Origin of the sequence: Streptomyces sp. SCSIO ZS0520, from assembly GCF_025643355.1 — a bacterium.
GTDB lineage: Bacteria > Actinomycetota > Actinomycetes > Streptomycetales > Streptomycetaceae > Streptomyces > Streptomyces physcomitrii.
This window is the reverse complement of sequence record NZ_CP092644.1, coordinates 7124326-7142569: the sequence shown is the minus strand read 5'-3', so window position 1 is coordinate 7142569 and position 18244 is coordinate 7124326. Positions and strand designations below refer to the sequence as shown.

The window sequence follows — 18244 nt, the reverse complement described above, 5'->3', positions numbered from 1 at the left end:
ACAAAGGCCCCGCCTCAGAGCGCGAGCAATTCCTTTGTCGTGATGGTGAGTAGCTCGGGTCCGCCGTCCGCCTCGGGGCGCACGACGAGCGTGTCATCGATCCGGACCCCGCCCCGGCCCGGGAGGTGGACCCCCGGTTCGACGGTGACCGGCACACAAGCGTCCAGTTTACCCATGGCCGCGGGGCCGAGCCGCGGGTCCTCGTCGATTTCGAGTCCGACCCCGTGTCCGGTGCGCGGCGCGAGGCCCTCGGCATACCCGGCGGAGTCGAGCACCCCGCGGGTCACCCGGTCCACATCGCGGCAGGCCGCGCCCGGGGCGAGGGTCTCCCGGCCGGCCCGCTGGGCGGCGAAGACCACCTCGTACAGCTCGATCTGCCAGTCCGCGGGCGAGGTCCCGATGACGAAGGTGCGGCCGACCTCGCAGCGGTAGCCGCGGTAGGAGGCGCCGAGGCAGACGGAGAGGAAGTCGCCCTCCTCGACCCGGCGGTCGGTGGGCCGGTGCGCGAGCATGCCCGAGTGCGGGCCGGTGCCCACCGAGGTCGGGAAGGCCGCGCCCTCGGCGCCGTGGTCGACCAGGCGGCGTTCCAGTTCGAGGGCGAGGTGCCGCTCGGTGCGGCCGACGAGGATCGACTCCAGGAGTTCGCTCAGCGCCTGGTCGGCGATCTCGGCGGCGATGCGCAGACAGGAGATCTCCTCCTCGTCCTTGACCAGGCGCAGCCGCTCGACGGCGCCGCCGAGGTCGGCGAGGCCGAGCCGGGGCGCGATCTGGGAGAGCGCGCGGTGCCGGGCGACCGTCAGATGGTCCTCCTCGACGGCGAGCGACCTGGCACCGTCCGCCCCTTCACTGACCAGGAGTTCGGCCGCCGCGACCGCAGAGTCCGCGCCGGGCGCCGCGAGCACGTGCAGCCGCAGGCTCTCGTCGGGCCGCCCCGTCTCGCCCTGGGCGCCCAGGGCCTCGGGGCACAGCAGCACGTCCTCCTTGCCGCCGAGCAGGACCGCGGCGCCGCTCGGGGCCACCCCCGCGAGATAGCGGACGTTGGCGGGGCGCGAGACCAGGGCGGCTCCGCTGCCCGTCGCCGTGCAGTGATCCCTCAGCCGCTCGCGGCGGGCGGCGTACACCTCTGACATGAACCGAGCGTACGAGCGGGGCGCCCGCCCGGCTTTCCGGGCGCGTCCGACCGGACGAAGCCGGGAGCGCCCCGGTGGCCCGCTACTCCCCCGGGCCGCGGCTCACCACTGGGGCGGGCTGGTGAGGGCGCGGGCGAGGACCTCGTCGAGGGCCTGCGCGGTGGCGGGGACGTCCAGCTGGGAGTTGTCGATGATCGGCAGCCCGGAGCCGTACCAGCCCGCCATCCGGCCGTGGATGCCCGCGACCTCCTCGTCCGAGAGCCGGCGGTTGCCGCTGCGCTGGGCGTTGCGCTCCAGGACGATCTCCAGGCCCGGCAGCAGGACCACCGGCAGCAGCCCCGGGCCCACGTGCCGCTTCCATCCGCCGAGGCCGATCACCGGGCGGTCCGGGAAGACGGCGTCGTCGAGGATGCAGGAGATGCCGTTGGCGAGGAAGTTGCGGGCGGCGAATCCGCAGGTGCGGCGCGCGAGCCGGTACTGCGCCTCGGAGTTGTCGTTCCACCCGGTCTGCGGGTCGGCGAAGCCCGAGCGTACCCACTCGCGTACGTCGTCCAGGCTGATGTGCGCGGTGGGCACCCGGCGCCGGTCCGCCCAGAACTTCGCCACGCTGGTCTTGCCGGCACCGGCCGGGCCGATGAGCAGCACGGCGAGGGTGACGTCGGCGGCTCCGGAGGCGTCGACCGCGGGCGGCGGGGTGGGCATGGCCACCGGGGCGCCGGGCGGCAGCTGGATGTGCCCGGTGGTCTCCGGCGGCGGCTGGCTGCCGTGCGGCTGCGCGGGCGCGGGGTGCGCGGCGGCGGGCGGGAGGGAGCGGCGCGGGTGCTGGAGGCGGGGGCGGCGCGGGTGCCGGGGGCGGTGCGGGTTCGGCCGCCGCGGGGCGCGGGGGCTCCGGCGCGGGGGCGCCCGGCACGGGCGGCACGGGGCCGGGCGCGGGGGGCGGCACGGCTCCGGGTGCCGGAGGCGGTACGGGCCCGGGTGCGCGGGGCGGCACCGGGGCGGGCGGGGGCGCGGATCCCGGGAGCGGGGGGTCCCGGCTGGGGGGCGCGCCGGGGACGGGGCCGCCGCGTACGGCGCGCATGCCGAGGGGGACCGTGGGCGGCTCGTTGGCCGCGTGGTGCGCGCCCCCGCGGTGGCCGGCCCGGGCGGTCGGCCCCGGCGCTCCCGGCGGCGGCAGCGGTGATCCACCTGCGTGCTGCATCCCGTGCCACTCCGTCTCGTACAGGCAACTGGCTTGGGGTGTACGGGTGTTGAGCAGCCCGCTTTCCCGCGGTGCGGCGCGGGAACCCCGACGAACGGTACCTTCCCCGCCCGGCGAAGAGTGAACGGCCCCGGGGCGCGCAAAGTGCCCGGCTTCCGCGCCGGGGCGCACTCCGGCCTGTGGAAAAGGCCACGTCCGGGGAGCGGAACCGAGGCGGCCGTCTCCCCGTCCGCGCGGCATGGCGGTGCCCCGGCGTCCACCGACGCCGGGGCACCGTCGAAGGCTCGGCAGGGCGGGGCTACTCGGCCACCTCGCCGTAGGCCGCGAGGAGCACGGACGGGTCGGGGCCTTCGAGGACCGCGGGCTTGGCGAGGCCGTCCAGGACGATGAAGCGCAGCAGGTCGCCGCGGGACTTCTTGTCGACCTTCATGGTCTCCAGGAGCCGCGGCCACTGGTCGCCGCGGTAGTGCAGCGGCAGGCCCACGGACTCCAGGACGGCGCGGTGCCGGTCGGCGGTGGCGTCGTCGAGGCGGCCGGCGAGCCTGCCCAGCTCCGCCGCGAAGTGCATGCCGACCGAGACCGCGGCGCCGTGCCGCCACCGGTAGCGCTCGTTCTTCTCGATGGCGTGCGCCAGGGTGTGCCCGTAGTTGAGGATCTCCCGCAGCCCGGACTCCTTGAGGTCGCCGGAGACCACCTCGGCCTTGACCCGGATCGAGCGCTCGATCAGCTCGGCGGTGTGCGGACCGGCCGGGCTCCGCGCCGCCTCGGGGTCGGACTCGATCAGCTCCAGGATCACCGGGTCCGCGATGAACCCGGCCTTGATGATCTCGGCGAGCCCGGAGACGTAGTCGTCGACCGGCAGCGAGTCCAGGGCGGCCAGATCGCACAGGACCCCGGCCGGGGGGTGGAAGGAGCCGACGAGGTTCTTGCCCTCGGCGGTGTTGATGCCGGTCTTGCCGCCGACCGCGGCGTCGACCATGCCGAGCACGGTGGTCGGTACGGCGACCCAGCGCACCCCGCGCAGCCAGGTCGCGGCGACGAATCCGGCCAGGTCGGTGGTGGCGCCGCCGCCGACGCCGACGATGACATCGCTGCGGGTGAAGCCGGACCGGCCGAGCGCCTTCCAGCAGTAGGCGGCGACCTCGGCGGTCTTCGCCTCCTCGGCGTTCGGCACCTGGATGGCGATCGCCTCGTAGCCCTGCTCGGCGAGATCGGCGCGGATGCCCTCCCCGGTCCCGGCGAGGGCCTCGGGGTGGATGACCGCGAGGCGCTTGACGCCGTCCCCGATCAACGAGGGGAGTTCGCCGAGGAGTCGGCGGCCGATGACCACCTCGTAGGCCTCGGTGCCCGCGGAGGCGCCGACCTCGATGCGGAGCGGGGGCTGGTTGCTCATGGCGTCTCCTGCCGGGGTTCCTGGGGCGGGGGCCCGGGCTGGGCGGCGGCCAGGTCCAGGGCGTCGAGGACGGCCTGGGCGACCTCCTCGGGGGTGCGGCCGCCGGTGGTGATCTCGGCGGTGGCGACCTCGGTGTAGAGGGGGCGGCGCTCCTCCATCAGCTCCCGCCACTGCTTGCGCGGGTTGACGGCGAGCAGCGGGCGGGCGACGCCGAGGCCGGTGCGCCGCACGGCCTCCTCGACGTCCATCGAGAGGTAGACGACGGGGCGTTCGGCGAGGAGTTCCCTGGTCGAGGCGTCGAGGATGGCGCCGCCGCCGAGGGCGAGGACCCCGGTGTGCTCGGAGACCGCGTTGCGTACCGCCTCGCGCTCCACGGCCCGGAAGTAGGGCTCGCCGGAGTCCACGAAGATGTCCGCGATGGGCCGCTTCTCCTCGGCGACGATGTCCGCGTCGGTGTCCCGGTAGCCGGTGCCGAGCCGCTCGGCGAGCAGCTCGCCCACGGTCGACTTGCCGACCCCCATCGGCCCGACGAGGACGAGCACGGGTCCGGTCACGGCGTTTCCGGTCACGGCGTTCACCGGATCCGCAGGTTGTCGAGGTAGGAGCGGACGTTGCGCCGGGTCTCGCCGACGCTGTCGCCCCCGAACTTCTCCGCCACGGCGTCGGCGAGCACCAGGGCCACCATCGCCTCGGCGACGATCCCGGCCGCGGGCACCGCGCAGACGTCGGAGCGCTGGTGGTGCGCGCTGGTGGCCTCGCCGGTCTTCACGTCGACGGTGGCGAGCGCGCGCGGCACGGTCGCGATCGGCTTCATCGCGGCGCGCACCCGCAGCAGTTCACCGGTGGTGAGCCCGCCCTCGGTGCCGCCGGAGCGGCCGGAGGAGCGGCGGATGCCGTCGGCGGTGCGGACGATCTCGTCGTGCGCCTGGGAGCCGGGGACCCGGGCGAGGTCGAAGCCGTCGCCGACCTCGACGCCCTTGATCGCCTGGATGCCCATCAGCGCGGCGGCGAGCCGGGCGTCCAGGCGCCGGTCCCAGTGGACGTGCGAGCCGAGCCCGACCGGCACCTCGTAGGCGAGGACCTCGACGACGCCGCCGAGGGTGTCGCCGTCCTTGTGGGCCTGGTCGATCTCGGCCACCATCGCCTTGCTCGCGTCGGCGTCCAGGCAGCGCACCGGGTCGGCGTCCAGCTTCTCCACATCGGCCGGGACCGGGAGCACTCCGTACGGGGCCTTGGCGCTCGCCAGCTCGACCACGTGCGAGACGATCTCGATGCCCGCCGTCTCCTTCAGGTACGAGCGGGCCACCGCGCCGAGCGCCACCCGGGCCGCGGTCTCCCGGGCCGAGGCGCGCTCCAGGACCGGGCGGGCCTCCTCGAAGTCGTACTTCTGCATGCCGGCGAGGTCGGCGTGGCCGGGCCGGGGCCGGGTGAGGGGCTCGTTGCGGGCGAGGGAGGCCAGTTCGTCCGGGTCGACCGGGTCGGCGGCCATCACCTTCTCCCACTTGGGCCACTCGGTGTTGCCGACCATGACGGCGACCGGTGAGCCGAGGGTGAGCCCGTGGCGTACGCCGCCGAGGAAGGTCACCTCGTCGCGCTCGAACTTCATCCGGGCACCGCGGCCGTAGCCGAGCCGCCGCCGGGCGAGGTGGTCGGCCACCATGTCCGTGGTGATCGGCACGCCGGCGGGAAGTCCCTCCAGCGTCGCGACCAGTGCGGGGCCGTGCGACTCCCCCGCGGTCAGCCAGCGCAACCTGCTCAACGGTGCTCCTCATGCTCGCGACTGGAACTGCGGCAGGGCCCTGCTCGGTGCGCGGCCCGGGCCCGCCGCCTCGATCCTCCCACGTCCCGGGGGTGGATCAGGCCGCCGGTCCACCTGGCGGACCGGGCACCGCCCCGGGGTGCGGCGGCCTCGCGGCGGCCTTCCCGGGCGCGGGCTCAGCGCGCCGCGAGGGCCGCCTCGCCCGCCGCGCGCATGGCCGCGAGCGGTGCCTCCGCACAGCCGGTCATCTGCTCGACCTGGAGCACCGCCTGGTGCACGAGCAGGTCGAGGCCGCCGACCACGGCGCCGCCGCCCGTCGACCAGCGGGCGGCCAGGGTGGTCGGCCAGGGCTCGTAGAGCACGTCGAAGAGGGTGCCCGGCGCGGCGGGCACGGCCGCCGCGAGTGCGTCGGTGGCCCCGGCCGGGGTGGTGGCGATCACCAGCGGCGCGCCGAGCGCCCGCTCGGCGTCGGCCCAGTCGGCGGTGCGGACCGCGACGCCGAGGCGGCGGCCCCACTCGCGCATCTCGGCCGCCCGCTCCTCGCTGCGGACGTACGCCACCACCTCGCCCGCGCAGACCTGGGCGAGCGCGGCGAGGGCCGAGGAGGCGGTGGCGCCCGCGCCGAGCACCGCGGCGCTGTCCACCTTCTCGACGCCGCGTTCCCGCAGCGCGGCGACCATGCCGGGGATGTCGGTGTTGTCGCCGCGGCGCCTGCCGTCCGCGCCGAAGACCACCGTGTTGACCGCCTCGACCGAGGCCGCGGTCGCGCTGACCTCGTCCAGCAGCGGGATGACGGCACGCTTGAGCGGCATGGTGAGCGAGAGCCCCGCCCACTCCGCGGTGCGCCCGGCCAGGAACTCCGCGAGCCCGGCCTCGTCCACCTCGAAGCGCTCGTACGTCCAGCCGTCGAGGCCGAGTTCGGCGTAGGCGGCGCGGTGCAGGACCGGCGAGAGGGAGTGGGCGATCGGGGAGCCGAGCACCGCGGCCCGCCGGTGGGTCATTCGCACTTGCCTTCCTTGCGGGCCTTGTTGAATTCCGCCACGTACTTCTCGTGCTCCTTGAGCGTCTTCGAGAAGGTGGTGGTCTTGCAGTCGATGGAGATGAAGAACATCCAGCCCCCGGAATCCGGCCCGATCGCCGCCTTCAGCGCGTCCTCCCCGGGATTGCCGATCGGCCCCGGTGTGAGTCCCCGGTAGAAGTACGTGTTGTACGGATCGTCGTAGGACCGGATCTCGCTGGTCGGGATGTCGATATTGCTCTTGTTCTTCAGGTAGTTGTACGTGGAGTCGAATTCGAGCTTCTGGTTGGTGACCGTGTTGCTCGGCTTCAGGCGGTTGTAGACGACGGCGGCCATCCGGCGGAAGTCCTCGTGGGTGATGCCCTCGGCCTGGACCAGGCTGGCGACGGTGACCAGCTGCAAGGGGTCCTTGAGGTCCAGTTCCTCCGCCTTGCCCGCCAGGTCGTACTTCGCGTATTCGCTGTCGGCCCGCTTGACCATGCGCTCCAGGACGTCGGCGGGCTTCATGCTCTTGTCCACCGGATAGCTGGCCGGATAGAGGAAGCCTTCGAGTGGGTCCTTCCGCTTGCTGCCGTTCTCCGCCCATTTCGGCAGTCCGAGCGAGCGCCATTCCTTCTTGGCGACCTTCTGCGTGGTGCCGCTCGCTATGCCGAGCCGTTTGTCGATCTCCGCGTAGATCTGCGTATTGCGGCGGCCCTCGCCGATGATCAGCGCATTGCGGCTCTTCGGGTCCAGCATGAGCGTGACGGCGCTCTTGCCCGACATCTGCTCGCGCAGGGTGTAGAAACCGTGCTGGATGCGCTGGCCGTCCGGATTGTCGCCCTGGGCGTCGACGAAGGCCTGGACGCTCTTGACGATGCCCTTCTTCTTCAGGGCCTGCCCGATGTCGTAGCCGCTGGCGCCCGCCGGGATCTCCACGGAGACGGTGCCGCTGCCTTCGCCCGAGTAGTCCGGGGCCGGGCCGAAGCGGTCCTGGTAGAACTGGTAGCCGAAATAACCACCGCCGCCGATCACCCCGGCGAGCAGCACGGTGGCCACCATGCAGGACAGGCCGCTGCGGCTCTTCTTGCCGCCGCCCCCGCCACCGCCCCGCCGGGCGGATCGGCCGCGCCGCCCCGCCCGCCCCTCGTCGAAGTCGTCGTCGTCCTGGTCACCGCCCGCGAAGAAGGCGTGCTCGCCCTGGTCGGGACCGGGGTCCCAGCCGGAGCCCGGATCGTCCGCCCCGGCGCGGGCGGCGGCCTCCGGCTGCGGGGGCCTGCGGCGGCCCTGCCCGGGGTGCGGCTCCTGGGGGGCGGCCCCCTGCGGGCGGGCCTGCTGCCCCTGCCCCGCGGGATCGCCGTAGTGGTCACCGGGGGCCCCGCCGTGCGGGTGGCCGCCCTGACCGCCGTAGGGGTCCTGCCCGCCGCGCGGATCGCGACCGCCGTACGGGTCCTGACCGCCGTACGGATCCACCGGCACACCGGAGCCGTAACCGCCCTGGCCGCCCTGCGCCTGCGCGCCGCCGTCCCAGCCGGACTCGTACTGCCCGGTGCCGTAGGACTGCTGGCCCCCGTAGGACGGGTCGCCTCCGCCGTAGGACTGCTGACCGGTGTCGTAGTGCCCGGAGCCATAGGGCTGCTGCGGGTGCTGACCGGTGTCGTACGACTGCTGCGGGCCCGTGTCGTACGACTGCTGCGGGTGGCCCGTGTCGTAGGGCTGCTGCCCGGTGCCGTACTGCTGCTGCCCGTAGCCCTCGTGGGTGCCGTGGGTGCCCGTGTCGTAGGGCTGCTGGTACTGGCCGGTCCCGTACGGGTCGCCGGAGGCGTAGGGGTCCTGGCCGTAGGCGGGGTCGGGGGCGCCGTGCTGCCAGCTCTCGTACTGCTGCGGGGACTGGTCGCCGTAGGCGGGGCCCTGGCCCTCGGCCTGCTGGCCGCGGTATCCGTCCCCGTAGAGCGGGTCGTCCGGATGCCACGGATCGGGGCCCGGGCCCCGGCCATACTCAGTCATCGATCCCCTAGAGCCGCGAGGCGCGCCACGTGGGACACGACAGCGAAGCCGCCTCGGTTGCCTGCGGCCGGTTGTTCGAACACCGGCACATCGCGCGGAACGTTACCGTATCGCGATCAGACAACCACTTCGACGGGTTCCCCGGGCGGAGCACCGGTGGTGCGCTCCGATTCCAGGGCGTTCTGGAGGATCACCACCGCGGCGGCCTGGTCGATCACGGACCGGCCCTTCCTGGACTTCACGCCGGAGGCGCGCAGCCCCTGGCTCGCCGTCACCGTGGTCATCCGCTCGTCGACCAGGCGTACCGGCACCGGAGTGATCCCCCGGGCCAGCTCCTGGGTGAAGAGGCGGATCTTGGCGGCGGCGGGGCCCTCGCGTCCGTTCAGGGAACGCGGGAGCCCGACCACCACCTCGATCGGCTCGTACTCCTCGACCAGGGCGCGGAGCCGCCGGTGGGCGGCCGGGACATCGCGTCCCGGCACGGTCTCCACCGGCGTCGCGAGGATCCCGTCGGGGTCGCAGGAGGCGACCCCGATCCGGGCGTCCCCGACGTCGATCGCGAGCCTGCGGCCCCGGCGCATCGCCGTGCTCACACCGTCTCGGCGACGAGGCGCTCGACGGTGGCGAGGGCCTCCCCGACGGCCGCCGGGTTCTGGCCGCCGCCCTGGGCGACGTCCGGCTTGCCGCCGCCACCGCCGCCGAGGGTCTTGGCCGCGGCGCGGACCAGGTCGCCGGCCTTGAGGCCCCGCTCGCGGGCGGCCTCGTTGGTGGCGATCACGGTCAGCGGGCGGCCGTTCGCCGTGGTGAACAGGGCGACCACGGCCGGGCGGTCGCCCGGGATGCGGCCGCGGACGTCGAGGACCAGCCTGCGCAGGTCGTCGGCGCCGGTGCCGTCCGGCACCTGGCCGGTGACCAGGGCGACGCCCTTGATGTCGGCGGCGCCCCGGGCGAGACCGGCGGCGGCCTGGAGCACCTTCTCCGCGCGGAACTTCTCGATCTCCTTCTCGGCGTCCTTGAGCTTCGCCAGCATCCCGGAGATCTTCTCGGGCAGTTCCTCGGGGCGCCCCTTGACCAGCTCCTGGAGCTGGGCGACCACGGTGTGCTCCCGGGCCAGGAAGTTGTACGCGTCCACGCCGACCAGGGCCTCGATGCGCCGGACCCCGGAGCCGATCGAGGACTCGCCGAGCAGCTTCACCAGGCCGAGCTGGGCGGTGTTGTGCACATGCGTGCCGCCGCACAGCTCCTTGGAGAAGTCGCCGATGGTGACGACCCGGACCTGCTCGCCGTACTTCTCGCCGAACTCGGCGATGGCGCCCTGCTTCTTGGCCTCGTCGATGCCCATCACCTCGGCCTGGACGTCGAGTTCGCGGGCGAGGACCTCGTTGATCCGCTGCTCGACATCGGTCATCACGGCCGTGGGCACGGCCGCGGGGGAGCCGAAGTCGAAGCGGAAGCGGCCGGGCTGGTTCTCCGAACCGGCCTGGGCGGCCGTCGGGCCGAGGGCGTCCCGCAGCGCCTGGTGGGTGAGGTGGGTGGCCGAGTGGGCGCGGGCGATGGCCTTGCGGCGGCGCACGTCGATGGTGGCCTGGGCGGCGGCGCCGACGGTCACCTCGCCGACCTGGACCACGCCCTTGTGCACGTACACACCCGGCACCGGCTTCTGGCAGTCGCGGATCTCGATCACGGCGCCGCTGTCCAGCCGGATCCGGCCGGTGTCGCCGATCTGGCCGCCGCCCTCGGCGTAGAAGGGGGTGCGGTCCAGGACGACCTCGACCTCGTCGCCCTCGGAGGCGGCGGGCGAGGAGACCCCGTCGACGAGCAGGCCGACGATGCGGGACTCGCCCTGCTCGAAGGCGTAGCCGATGAAGTCGGTGGCCCCGGCGGCGTCGGCGATCTCGCGGTAGGCGTGCAGGTCGGCGTGGCCGGTCTTCTTGGCGCGGGCGTCGGCCTTGGCGCGCTCCCGCTGCTCCTTCATCAGGCGCCGGAAGCCGTCCTCGTCCACGGACAGGCCCTGTTCGGCGGCCATCTCCAGGGTGAGGTCGATCGGGAAGCCCCAGGTGTCGTGGAGCAGGAAGGCCTTGTCGCCGGGCAGGACGGTGCCGCCCGCCGACTTGGTCTCGGTGACGGCGGTGTCGAGGATGTTGGTGCCGCCCTTGAGGGCCTTCAGGAAGGCGGCCTCCTCGGCGAGCGCGGTGCCCTCGACGCGCTTGCGGTCGGTCAGCAGCTCCGGGTACTGCTGGCCCATGGTGGTGATCACCACGTCGAGGAGCTGCTCGACGACCGGCCCGGTGGCGCCGAGGATGCGCATATTGCGGATGGCCCGGCGCATGATGCGGCGCAGGACGTAGCCGCGGCCCTCGTTGCCGGGGGTGACGCCGTCGCCGATGAGCATGGCGGAGGTGCGCATGTGGTCGGCGATGACGCGCAGCGAGACATCGGAGCCGGGGGCCGCGCCGTAGGCGACGCCGGTCAGCTCGGTGGCCTTGTCGATGACCACGCGCAGGGTGTCGGTCTCGTACATGTTCTGCACGCCCTGCAGGATCATCGCGAGGCGTTCCAGGCCGAGGCCGGTGTCGATGTTCTTGCTCGGCAGGTCACCGAGGATCTCGAAGTCCTCCTTGCCGGTGCCCTCGCCGCGCTCGTACTGCATGAAGACCAGGTTCCAGATCTCCACGTACCGCTCGTCGTTGACGGCCGGGCCGCCCTCGGGGCCGAACTCGGGGCCGCGGTCGTAGTTGATCTCGGAACAAGGGCCGCAGGGTCCGGGGACGCCCATGGACCAGAAGTTCTCCGACTTGCCCAGGCGCTGGATGCGCTCCTTGGGGACGCCGACGACCTCGTGCCAGATCCGCTCGGCCTCGTCGTCGTCGAGGTAGACGGTGATCCAGAGCTTCTCCGGGTCGAGGCCGTAACCGCCCTTGTCCTGCGGGCTGGTGAGCAGCTCCCAGGCCAGCTCGCAGGCGCCTTCCTTGAAGTAGTCGCCGAAGGAGAAGTTCCCGCACATCTGGAAGAAGGTGCCGTGCCGGGTGGTCTTGCCGACCTCTTCGATGTCCGGGGTGCGCACGCACTTCTGCACGCTGGTCACGCGCGGGGCGGGCGGCTTGACCTGCCCGAGGAAGTACGGCTTGAAGGGGACCATGCCCGCGGGCACGAGGAGCAGCGTCGGGTCGTCCGCGATCAGCGACGCCGAGGGCACGACCTTGTGCCCGCGCTCTTCGAAGAAGCGCAACCAGCGGCGGCGGATTTCAGCCGACTCCATCAGTGGTCCTCATTCCGGTTGTACGAGTACGGGGTGTACCCGAAGGTCGGGTTCTTGCTGTGCTTGACGTGGTCGAGGGCGATCACCCGCTGCGCGGCGGGCAGTTGCCCCGGCGCGGCCTCGCCGATGCCCAGGGCCTCGCCGAGCTCCGACTCGCGCTGGGCCATGTTGTGCCGGACGTCGAGGGCGAAGTCCTTGAGCCGGTGGCCCGCCTCGACCGCCTTGTTGGCGGCCTGCGCGGCGAGGCTCTCCGGAGTGAGCTGCTGGATCTTGCGGTTGACCTTGGTGGTGGCCCACACGCCGGCTGCTGCGCCCGCGGTGAACCAGAACGTACGGCGGAACATCGCTGGGTCAGTCCTTCTTCCGGTTGGCCCGTGCCTCGCGGCGGGCGCGGCGCGAGGCGGGCACGGTGCGGCCGACGATCACCGAGGCGGCGGGGGCGGGCGGTTCGGCGCCGGGGCCCTTGCGGCCGAGGGCGCGGCGCACTCCGTAGCCGAAGGCGGCCACCTTGACCAGCGGGCCGCCGAAGGTGGAGGCCACCGTGGTCGACAGCGCGTTGGCGTTGGAGGTGACCTCCTGGACATCGGAGGCGATGGCGTCGACACGGTCGATCTGGGTCTGGGCCGAGCGGACCGCCGTCGAGGCGTCCGCGAGGAGCGGCACCGCCTGTTCCGTCACCTCTGTCACGAGTCTGGTCGTCGCCTTCAGCGTCTGGGCCAGCCTCACCAGGGCCACGGCGAGGAAGGAGACCAGAATCGCCCAGAAGACGGCCACCAGGATCCCGGCCACCTCACCACCGGACACTGTTGCACCCCTGCCTGAGACATCGCGTGTGTGCCGCGGGGCCGCACGTGCCCCGCACCCCGATCGCGCCGAACACTCGCTGCGATCGGGAGAATCGAGAAAAACGTCCTCCGAGCCTATCGCGCCCCGGCCCGGGCCCCGTAACGCGTTTCGGCGCGCACCGGGGGCGGTCAGGGGCCCCAACGCGAGCCCGCCGCCCCTTCGGCGCGTGAGCGGCGAAGGGGCGGCGGGACGGAGCGCGGAAGGCGCGGTGCTACGACCGGGTCAGCGGGCGTAGTACTCGACGACGAGCTGCTCGTCGCAGATCACCGGGATCTCCTTGCGGTTCGGGTCGCGGTCCAGGCGGAAGGCCAGGGCCTTCAGGTTGACCTGGAGGTAGCGCGGGGTCTCACCCTCGGGGGCGAAGCCGCCCTCACGGGAAACCTGGAACAGCGGCTTCTCGCGGGAGCGCTCGCGCACCATCACGACGTCGTCCGGGCGGACACGGAAGGAGGGCTTGTCGACCTTCTTGCCGTTGACCTCGATGTGACCGTGCACGACCATCTGGCGGGCCTGGTAGATGGTGCGCGCGATGCCGGAACGCAGAACCAGGGCGTCGAGGCGACGCTCCAGCTCGATGATCAGGGCCTCGCCGGTCTTGCCCTGGACCTTGCTGGCACGGTCGTAGGCGCGGACGAGCTGGCGCTCGGAAACGTCGTACTGCGCGCGCAGACGCTGCTTCTCGAGCAGACGGACCTTGTAGTCCGAGTTCTGCTTGCGGCCACGGCCGTGCTCACCCGGCGGGTAGGGGCGGGCCTCGAAGTACTTGACAGCCTTCGGGGTCAGCGCGATACCGAGCGCACGCGACTTCTTGACCTTGGGACGGGACTGGTTCGGCACGAACCAACCTCTTTCTCTTGAATCGGCTCACCAGGGTTAGGGGAGGTCGCATCCGCAGACCGGGAATCCCGCCGTCTTCCGCCGCGAGGCGGAGGGCGGGCAGCCGCTCCCAGTTCTGGGCACATACGTGCAGCACGCGAGTGGCCCACCGCTTCTTGCCCCGGGGGGCGGAGGTGGTGGGCTGCCCGCGACACCTTCGACGGTGCGCGACGCTCCTGGAGATCCCGGCCGGGGCCGGGCTCCGGCTGCCTGTCCCGTTCTGGTGGTGCCGACCGGGGCCGGACACGGGACGCAGCGCTGGGGGAAGTCTACCGGCTCCCGGCAGGTGCCCCGAACCGGTCCCCCTGCTCCCGCCGGGGTCAGTCCTCCTGGCCCTTGCCGCCCTTGCCCGGGCGCTCCTCCCGGTTCCTGCCGGGGCGGTCCTCCCCCGCCCGGGGCGCCGGGCGGCCCTCGGCGAGGCGCTCGCGCACCCGCTCGACGACGTCCGCGTACCGGGCCTCGGCGCCGTACCGGGTGGGCCGGTAGTACTCCTTGCCCGCGAGGGCGTCCGGGGCGTACTGCTGCGGGGCGATGCCGCCGGGGACGTCGTGCGGGTAGAGGTAGCCCTGGGCGTGGCCGAGCTTGGCGGCGCCCTTGTAGTGGCCGTCGCGCAGATGGGCGGGGACCGGTCCGGCCAGGCCCCGGCGGACGTCCTCCAGGGCGGAGCCGATGGCGAGGGTGGCCGCGTTGGACTTGGGGGCGAGCGCGAGGGCGATGGTGGTGTGGCTGAGGGTGAGCGCCGCCTCCGGGAAGCCGATCATCGCCACGGCCTGGGCGGCGGCCACCGCGAGCGGCAGGGCGTGCGGGTCGGCGAGGCCGATGTCCTCGCTGGCGGAGATCATCAGCCGACGGGCGATGAACCGGGGGTCCTCGCCCGCCTCCACCATGCGGGCCAGATAGTGCAGGGCGGCGTCCACATCGGAGCCGCGGATGGACTTGATGAGGGCGCTGGCCACGTCGTAGTGCTGGTCGCCGTCCCGGTCGTACTTCACCGCCGCGCGGTCGACGGACTCCTCCAGGGTGGTCAGGCTCATCTCCTCCTCTCCCTTGGCCAGCGCGGACCCGGCCCCGGCCTCCAGGGCGGTGAGCGCGCGCCGGGCGTCGCCGCCCGCGATGCGGAGCAGGTGCTCCTCGGCGTCCTCGGGGAGGGCGACCGCGCCGCCGAGCCCGCGCTCGTCGGCGACGGCCCGGCGCAGCAGGCCGCGCAGGTCCTCCGAGGTGAGCGGTTCCAGGGTGAGCAGGAGCGAGCGGGAGAGCAGCGGGGAGATCACCGAGAAGTACGGGTTCTCGGTGGTGGCGGCGATGAGGGTCACCCAGCGGTTCTCGACGGCGGGCAGCAGGGAGTCCTGCTGGGCCTTGCTGAAGCGGTGGATCTCGTCGAGGAAGAGGACGGTCTCCTTGCCGAAACCGCCGGTGGCGCGGCGGGCCCCGTCGATGACCGCGCGGACCTCCTTGACGCCCGCGGTGATCGCGGAGAGCTCCACGAAGCGCTTGTTGGTCGCCTTGGAGACGACATGGGCCAGGGTGGTCTTGCCGGTGCCGGGCGGCCCCCACAGCAGGACCGAGGAGGGGCCCGCCGGTCCCCCGCCGCCCTCGCCGACCAGGCGCCGCAGGGGCGAGCCCGGCTTCAGCAGGTGCTGCTGGCCGACCACCTCGTCCAGGGTGCGCGGACGCATCCGTACGGCGAGAGGACTGCTGCTCGGGTCCTTCTCCTGGCGCTCTTCGGCGGCGGCGGTGAACAGATCGGGTTCCACGTACGAAACCCTAGGCCACCCCACTGACAGCGCGGTCCCGGACGGTGGCGCCGGGCGCCTTCGCTGACCGGTTCGGCCGGGACCGGTTCAGCTGGTCCAGAAGTCCCACCAGCGGGTCAGGACGAGCATGCCGATGATGCCGAGGTGCAGCACCGGCAGGACCCAGGTGAACTCCCCGAAGAAGCCGCGCAGCCAGTGCGGCGCGGGCAGCAGGCCGCTGCGGATGTTGGCGGAGGTGACGTACCAGAACATCAGGATGGTGGCGGCCCAGGCGAGGCAGCACCACAGGCACAGGGCGTTGATCCGGTACAGGGACTGGAACTGCAGCCAGGTGCAGAAGCCGACGCCGAAGAGGGTGCCCGCGTTGAGGGTGAGCCAGTACCAGCGGGGGAAGCGGGCGCGGGCGAGCAGGCTCATGCCCACGCAGACGACTGTCGCGTAGGTGACCAGGCCCAGAAGGGGGTTGGGGAAGCCGAAGGCCTCTGCCTGGTCGCTCTTCATGATGCTGCCGCAGGAGACGACCGGGTTGATGCTGCACCCGGGGGTGAAGTCCGGGTCCTCCAGGAGCTTGAACTTGTCGAGCGTGATCACCCAGGAGGCGAGCACCCCGGCCGCACCGGTGAGCACCAGGAGCAGGGCGAGCGCGGTGCTGCCGCCCACCCGCCGCCCGGTGTCCGCGGCCGGGCGCGAGGAACCGGAGGAGGCGCCTTCGGTGGCTGTCTTCGTCTCGCTCATCACGCCGATCCGTCACTGTGGGGGTGGGCTCAGGGCAGAGACATTGTGCCGTACGGGACCCGATCGGCGCCGTTCGCTGTGGATAAGCGGAGCCTGTGGAAAACACGGTCCCGCGCGCCGGGAGGCGGCTGCCGAGAGGCGCGACCGCGCACACGCGCGAGGGCGGCCTCGCGCCTGACTCGGACCGGGCTGCCCCCCCAGGCAGGGGCGCGCCCTCAGAGCGAGCGGGTCTCAGCTCAGCCGGACCTCAGGCCGAGCTGCCCTCAGACCGGGCGGCCCTCAGGCCAGCCGGGCCAGCAGCTCATCGGTCAGCGCGTCCAGCGGGACCGCGCTCTGCTCGCCGGACTCCAGGTCCTTGAGCTGGACGAGGTTCTCCGCGAGGTCCCGCTCCCCCGCGATGACCGCGAACCGGGCGCCGCTGCGGTTGGCGTTCTTCATGGCGCCCTTGAGCCCGCGCCCGCCGAAGGCGAAGTCGGCGGCGACGCCCTGCTTGCGCAGCCCGGTGACCACGCCGAACAGCACCCGCCGCGCCTCCTCGCCGAGCGGCACCGCGAACACGCTGGTGGCGGGCGGCAGTTCGAGGCTGACGCCCTCGGCCTGGAGGGCGAGCACCGTGCGGTCCACGCCGAGCGCCCAGCCCACCGAGGGCAGCGAGGGGCCGCCGATCATCTCGGAGAGGCCGTCGTAGCGCCCGCCGCCGCCGACCGCGGACTGCGAGCCGAGGCCGTCGTGCACGAACTCGAAGGTGGTGCGGGTGTAGTAGTCGAGGCCGCGGACCAGCTTGGGGTCGTCCTCGTAGGCCACCCCCGCGGCGGTGAGCAGCTCGCGCACCTGCTCGTGGTAGGCCTTGCAGGCGTCGCAGAGGTAGTCGCGCAGCAGCGGCGCCCCGGTCAGCTGCTTCTGGACGGACTCGCGCTTGTCGTCGAGGACCCGCAGCGGGTTGATCTCGATCCGGCGCCGGGTGTCCTCGTCGAGGTCGAGACCGCGCAGGAACCCCTGGAGCGCGGTCCGGTAGACCGGCCGGCACTCCTTGTCGCCCAGCGAGTTGAGCAGGATGCGGAAGGTGCGCAGCCCCAGCGAGCGGTAGGCCTGGTCCGCGAGGACGATCAGTTCCGCGTCGAGGAAGGGGTCCTCGGTGCCGATGGCCTCGGCCCCGACCTGGGAGAAGTGGCGGTAACGCCCCTTCTGCGGGCGCTCGTAGCGGTAGTACGAGCCCGAGTACCAGAGCTTGACGGGGAGCTTGCCCTCGTTGTGCAGATTGGCCTGGAGCGCGGCCCGCAGCACGGAGGCGGTGCCCTCGGGGCGCAGCGCGAGCCGGTCGCCGCCCTTGGTCTCGAAGGCGTACATCTCCTTGCTGACGATGTCGGTGGACTCGCCGACGCCGCGCGCGAAGAGCTCGACGTTCTCGAAGCCGGGGGTCTCGACGTACCCGTAGCCGGAGTTCTTCAGCGGCGCCGCGATGGCCTCGCGCACGGCGAGGTAGGTCGCGGAGTCCGGGGGGATGAGGTCGTAGGTGCCCTTGGGGGCCTGGAAGGTGTTCACGGGAGCTTTCTCGTCACATTCCTCGTCGCGGGGCCGTGGAGGGATCAGGCCCCAGGCCGGCGGCCACCTGCCGCAGATACGGGTTGGTGGCGCGCTCCTGGCCGATGGTCGTCTGGGGACCGTGCCCGGACAGCACCACGGTCGAGTCGTCGAGCGGCAGGCACACCCGGCCCAGCGACTCGAGGATCTCCGGGTGGCTGCCACCGGGGAGGTCGGTGCGGCCGATGGAGCCGGCGAACAGCAGGTCGCCCGAGAAGAGGACCGGAGGGATCTCCGGGCTCTCGGGCATCCGGAAGGTCACCGACCCCTTGGTATGCCCGGGCGCGTGCGCCACACCGAACTCCATTCCGGCGAGCCGCAGCAGGGCACCGTCGGTCAGCTCCTGTACGTCGTCCGGTTCGCCCACGGTCAGCTCGCCCATCAGCGGCATCCCGATGGAGCGGCCGAGCGCCTTCTCCGGATCGCTCATCATGTAGCGGTCCTCGGGGTGGATCCAGGCGGGCACGTCGTGCGCGCCGCAGACCGGGACGACGGAGGCCACATGGTCGATGTGGCCGTGGGTGAGGACGACCGCGACGGGCTTGAGCCGATGCTTCCTCAGCGCTTCCTCGACGCCCTCGGCGGCCTGGTGGCCCGGGTCGATGATCACGCACTCCTCGCCTGCGGCGGGGGCGACCAGATAGCAGTTGGTCCCCCAGGCCCCGGCGGGGAACCCGGCAATGAGCACGATCGTCCTTCGTTCGTCGGC

The 18244-nt window shown here is 72.9% G+C and carries 15 protein-coding genes and 1 pseudogene; all 16 read right to left on the bottom strand.

Annotation, left to right across the window (positions count from 1 at the left end; genetic code table 11):
- Positions 1–14: 14 nt before the first annotated feature.
- The 16 genes and pseudogenes from MID12_RS29120 to MID12_RS29045 all read right to left on the bottom strand — a co-directional run bounded on the left by MID12_RS29120 (position 15) and on the right by MID12_RS29045 (position 18223).
- The gene (locus MID12_RS29120; protein WP_263171944.1) at positions 15–1130 is read right to left on the bottom strand and encodes an aminopeptidase P family protein; all 1116 of its coding nucleotides are present in this window, start codon (positions 1128–1130) and stop codon (positions 15–17) included.
- Positions 1131–1232: 102 nt separating this feature from the next.
- Positions 1233–1832 (bottom strand): AAA family ATPase, encoded by a 600-nt coding sequence (locus MID12_RS32520; RefSeq protein WP_411577082.1) that lies wholly within the window; start codon positions 1830–1832, stop codon positions 1233–1235.
- A gap of 794 nt (positions 1833–2626) precedes the next feature.
- Positions 2627–3721, bottom strand: coding sequence for a 3-dehydroquinate synthase (aroB, locus tag MID12_RS29110; RefSeq protein ID WP_263171942.1), 1095 nt, complete (start codon positions 3719–3721; stop codon positions 2627–2629).
- On the bottom strand, positions 3718–4275 hold the full coding sequence (locus tag MID12_RS29105) for a shikimate kinase (protein ID WP_411577081.1): 558 nt from the start codon (positions 4273–4275) through the stop codon (positions 3718–3720). Before MID12_RS29105 ends, aroB begins: the two co-directional genes overlap by 4 nt.
- Positions 4276–4295: 20 nt before the next feature.
- Entirely contained in the window at positions 4296–5480 is a 1185-nt protein-coding gene (aroC, locus tag MID12_RS29100) for a chorismate synthase (protein WP_040255095.1), read from the bottom strand.
- A gap of 176 nt (positions 5481–5656) precedes the next feature.
- Positions 5657–6481, bottom strand: a complete 825-nt coding sequence (locus tag MID12_RS29095) for a shikimate dehydrogenase (RefSeq protein WP_263171941.1) — start codon at positions 6479–6481, stop codon at positions 5657–5659.
- A complete protein-coding gene (mltG, locus tag MID12_RS29090; RefSeq protein ID WP_263171940.1) occupies positions 6478–8484 on the bottom strand; it encodes an endolytic transglycosylase MltG in 2007 nt (668 codons plus the stop codon). Before mltG ends, MID12_RS29095 begins: the two co-directional genes overlap by 4 nt.
- 116 nt (positions 8485–8600) lie before the next feature.
- A complete protein-coding gene (gene ruvX, locus MID12_RS29085) occupies positions 8601–9065 on the bottom strand; it encodes a Holliday junction resolvase RuvX (RefSeq protein WP_263173518.1) in 465 nt (154 codons plus the stop codon).
- An 8-nt stretch (positions 9066–9073) separates the two neighbouring features.
- Positions 9074–11743, bottom strand: coding sequence for an alanine--tRNA ligase (alaS, locus tag MID12_RS29080; RefSeq protein WP_040255091.1), 2670 nt, complete (start codon positions 11741–11743; stop codon positions 9074–9076).
- Positions 11743–12087 (bottom strand): DUF6167 family protein, encoded by a 345-nt coding sequence (locus tag MID12_RS29075; protein ID WP_040255089.1) that lies wholly within the window; start codon positions 12085–12087, stop codon positions 11743–11745. The genes alaS and MID12_RS29075 overlap by 1 nt, the downstream gene beginning before the upstream one ends.
- A 7-nt stretch (positions 12088–12094) precedes the next feature.
- Positions 12095–12547: a DUF948 domain-containing protein gene (locus MID12_RS29070; protein ID WP_040255088.1), complete on the bottom strand. Its 453-nt coding sequence runs from the start codon at positions 12545–12547 to the stop codon at positions 12095–12097.
- 264 nt (positions 12548–12811) lie between these two features.
- Entirely contained in the window at positions 12812–13426 is a 615-nt protein-coding gene (gene rpsD / locus MID12_RS29065) for a 30S ribosomal protein S4 (RefSeq protein ID WP_040255087.1), read from the bottom strand.
- Positions 13427–13872: 446 nt separating this feature from the next.
- Positions 13873–15219: pseudogene (locus MID12_RS29060) on the bottom strand (replication-associated recombination protein A); the annotation flags it as partial.
- Positions 15220–15306: 87 nt separating this feature from the next.
- Complete coding sequence (locus MID12_RS29055) at positions 15307–15954, bottom strand: vitamin K epoxide reductase family protein (protein WP_263171936.1); 648 nt, start codon at positions 15952–15954, stop codon at positions 15307–15309.
- Positions 15955–16233: 279 nt separating this feature from the next.
- Positions 16234–17496: a histidine--tRNA ligase gene (hisS, locus tag MID12_RS29050; RefSeq protein ID WP_263171934.1), complete on the bottom strand. Its 1263-nt coding sequence runs from the start codon at positions 17494–17496 to the stop codon at positions 16234–16236.
- Between the two features lie 13 nt (positions 17497–17509).
- The gene (locus tag MID12_RS29045; RefSeq protein WP_040255084.1) at positions 17510–18223 is read right to left on the bottom strand and encodes an MBL fold metallo-hydrolase; all 714 of its coding nucleotides are present in this window, start codon (positions 18221–18223) and stop codon (positions 17510–17512) included.
- Between the last annotated feature and the right edge of the window lie 21 nt (positions 18224–18244).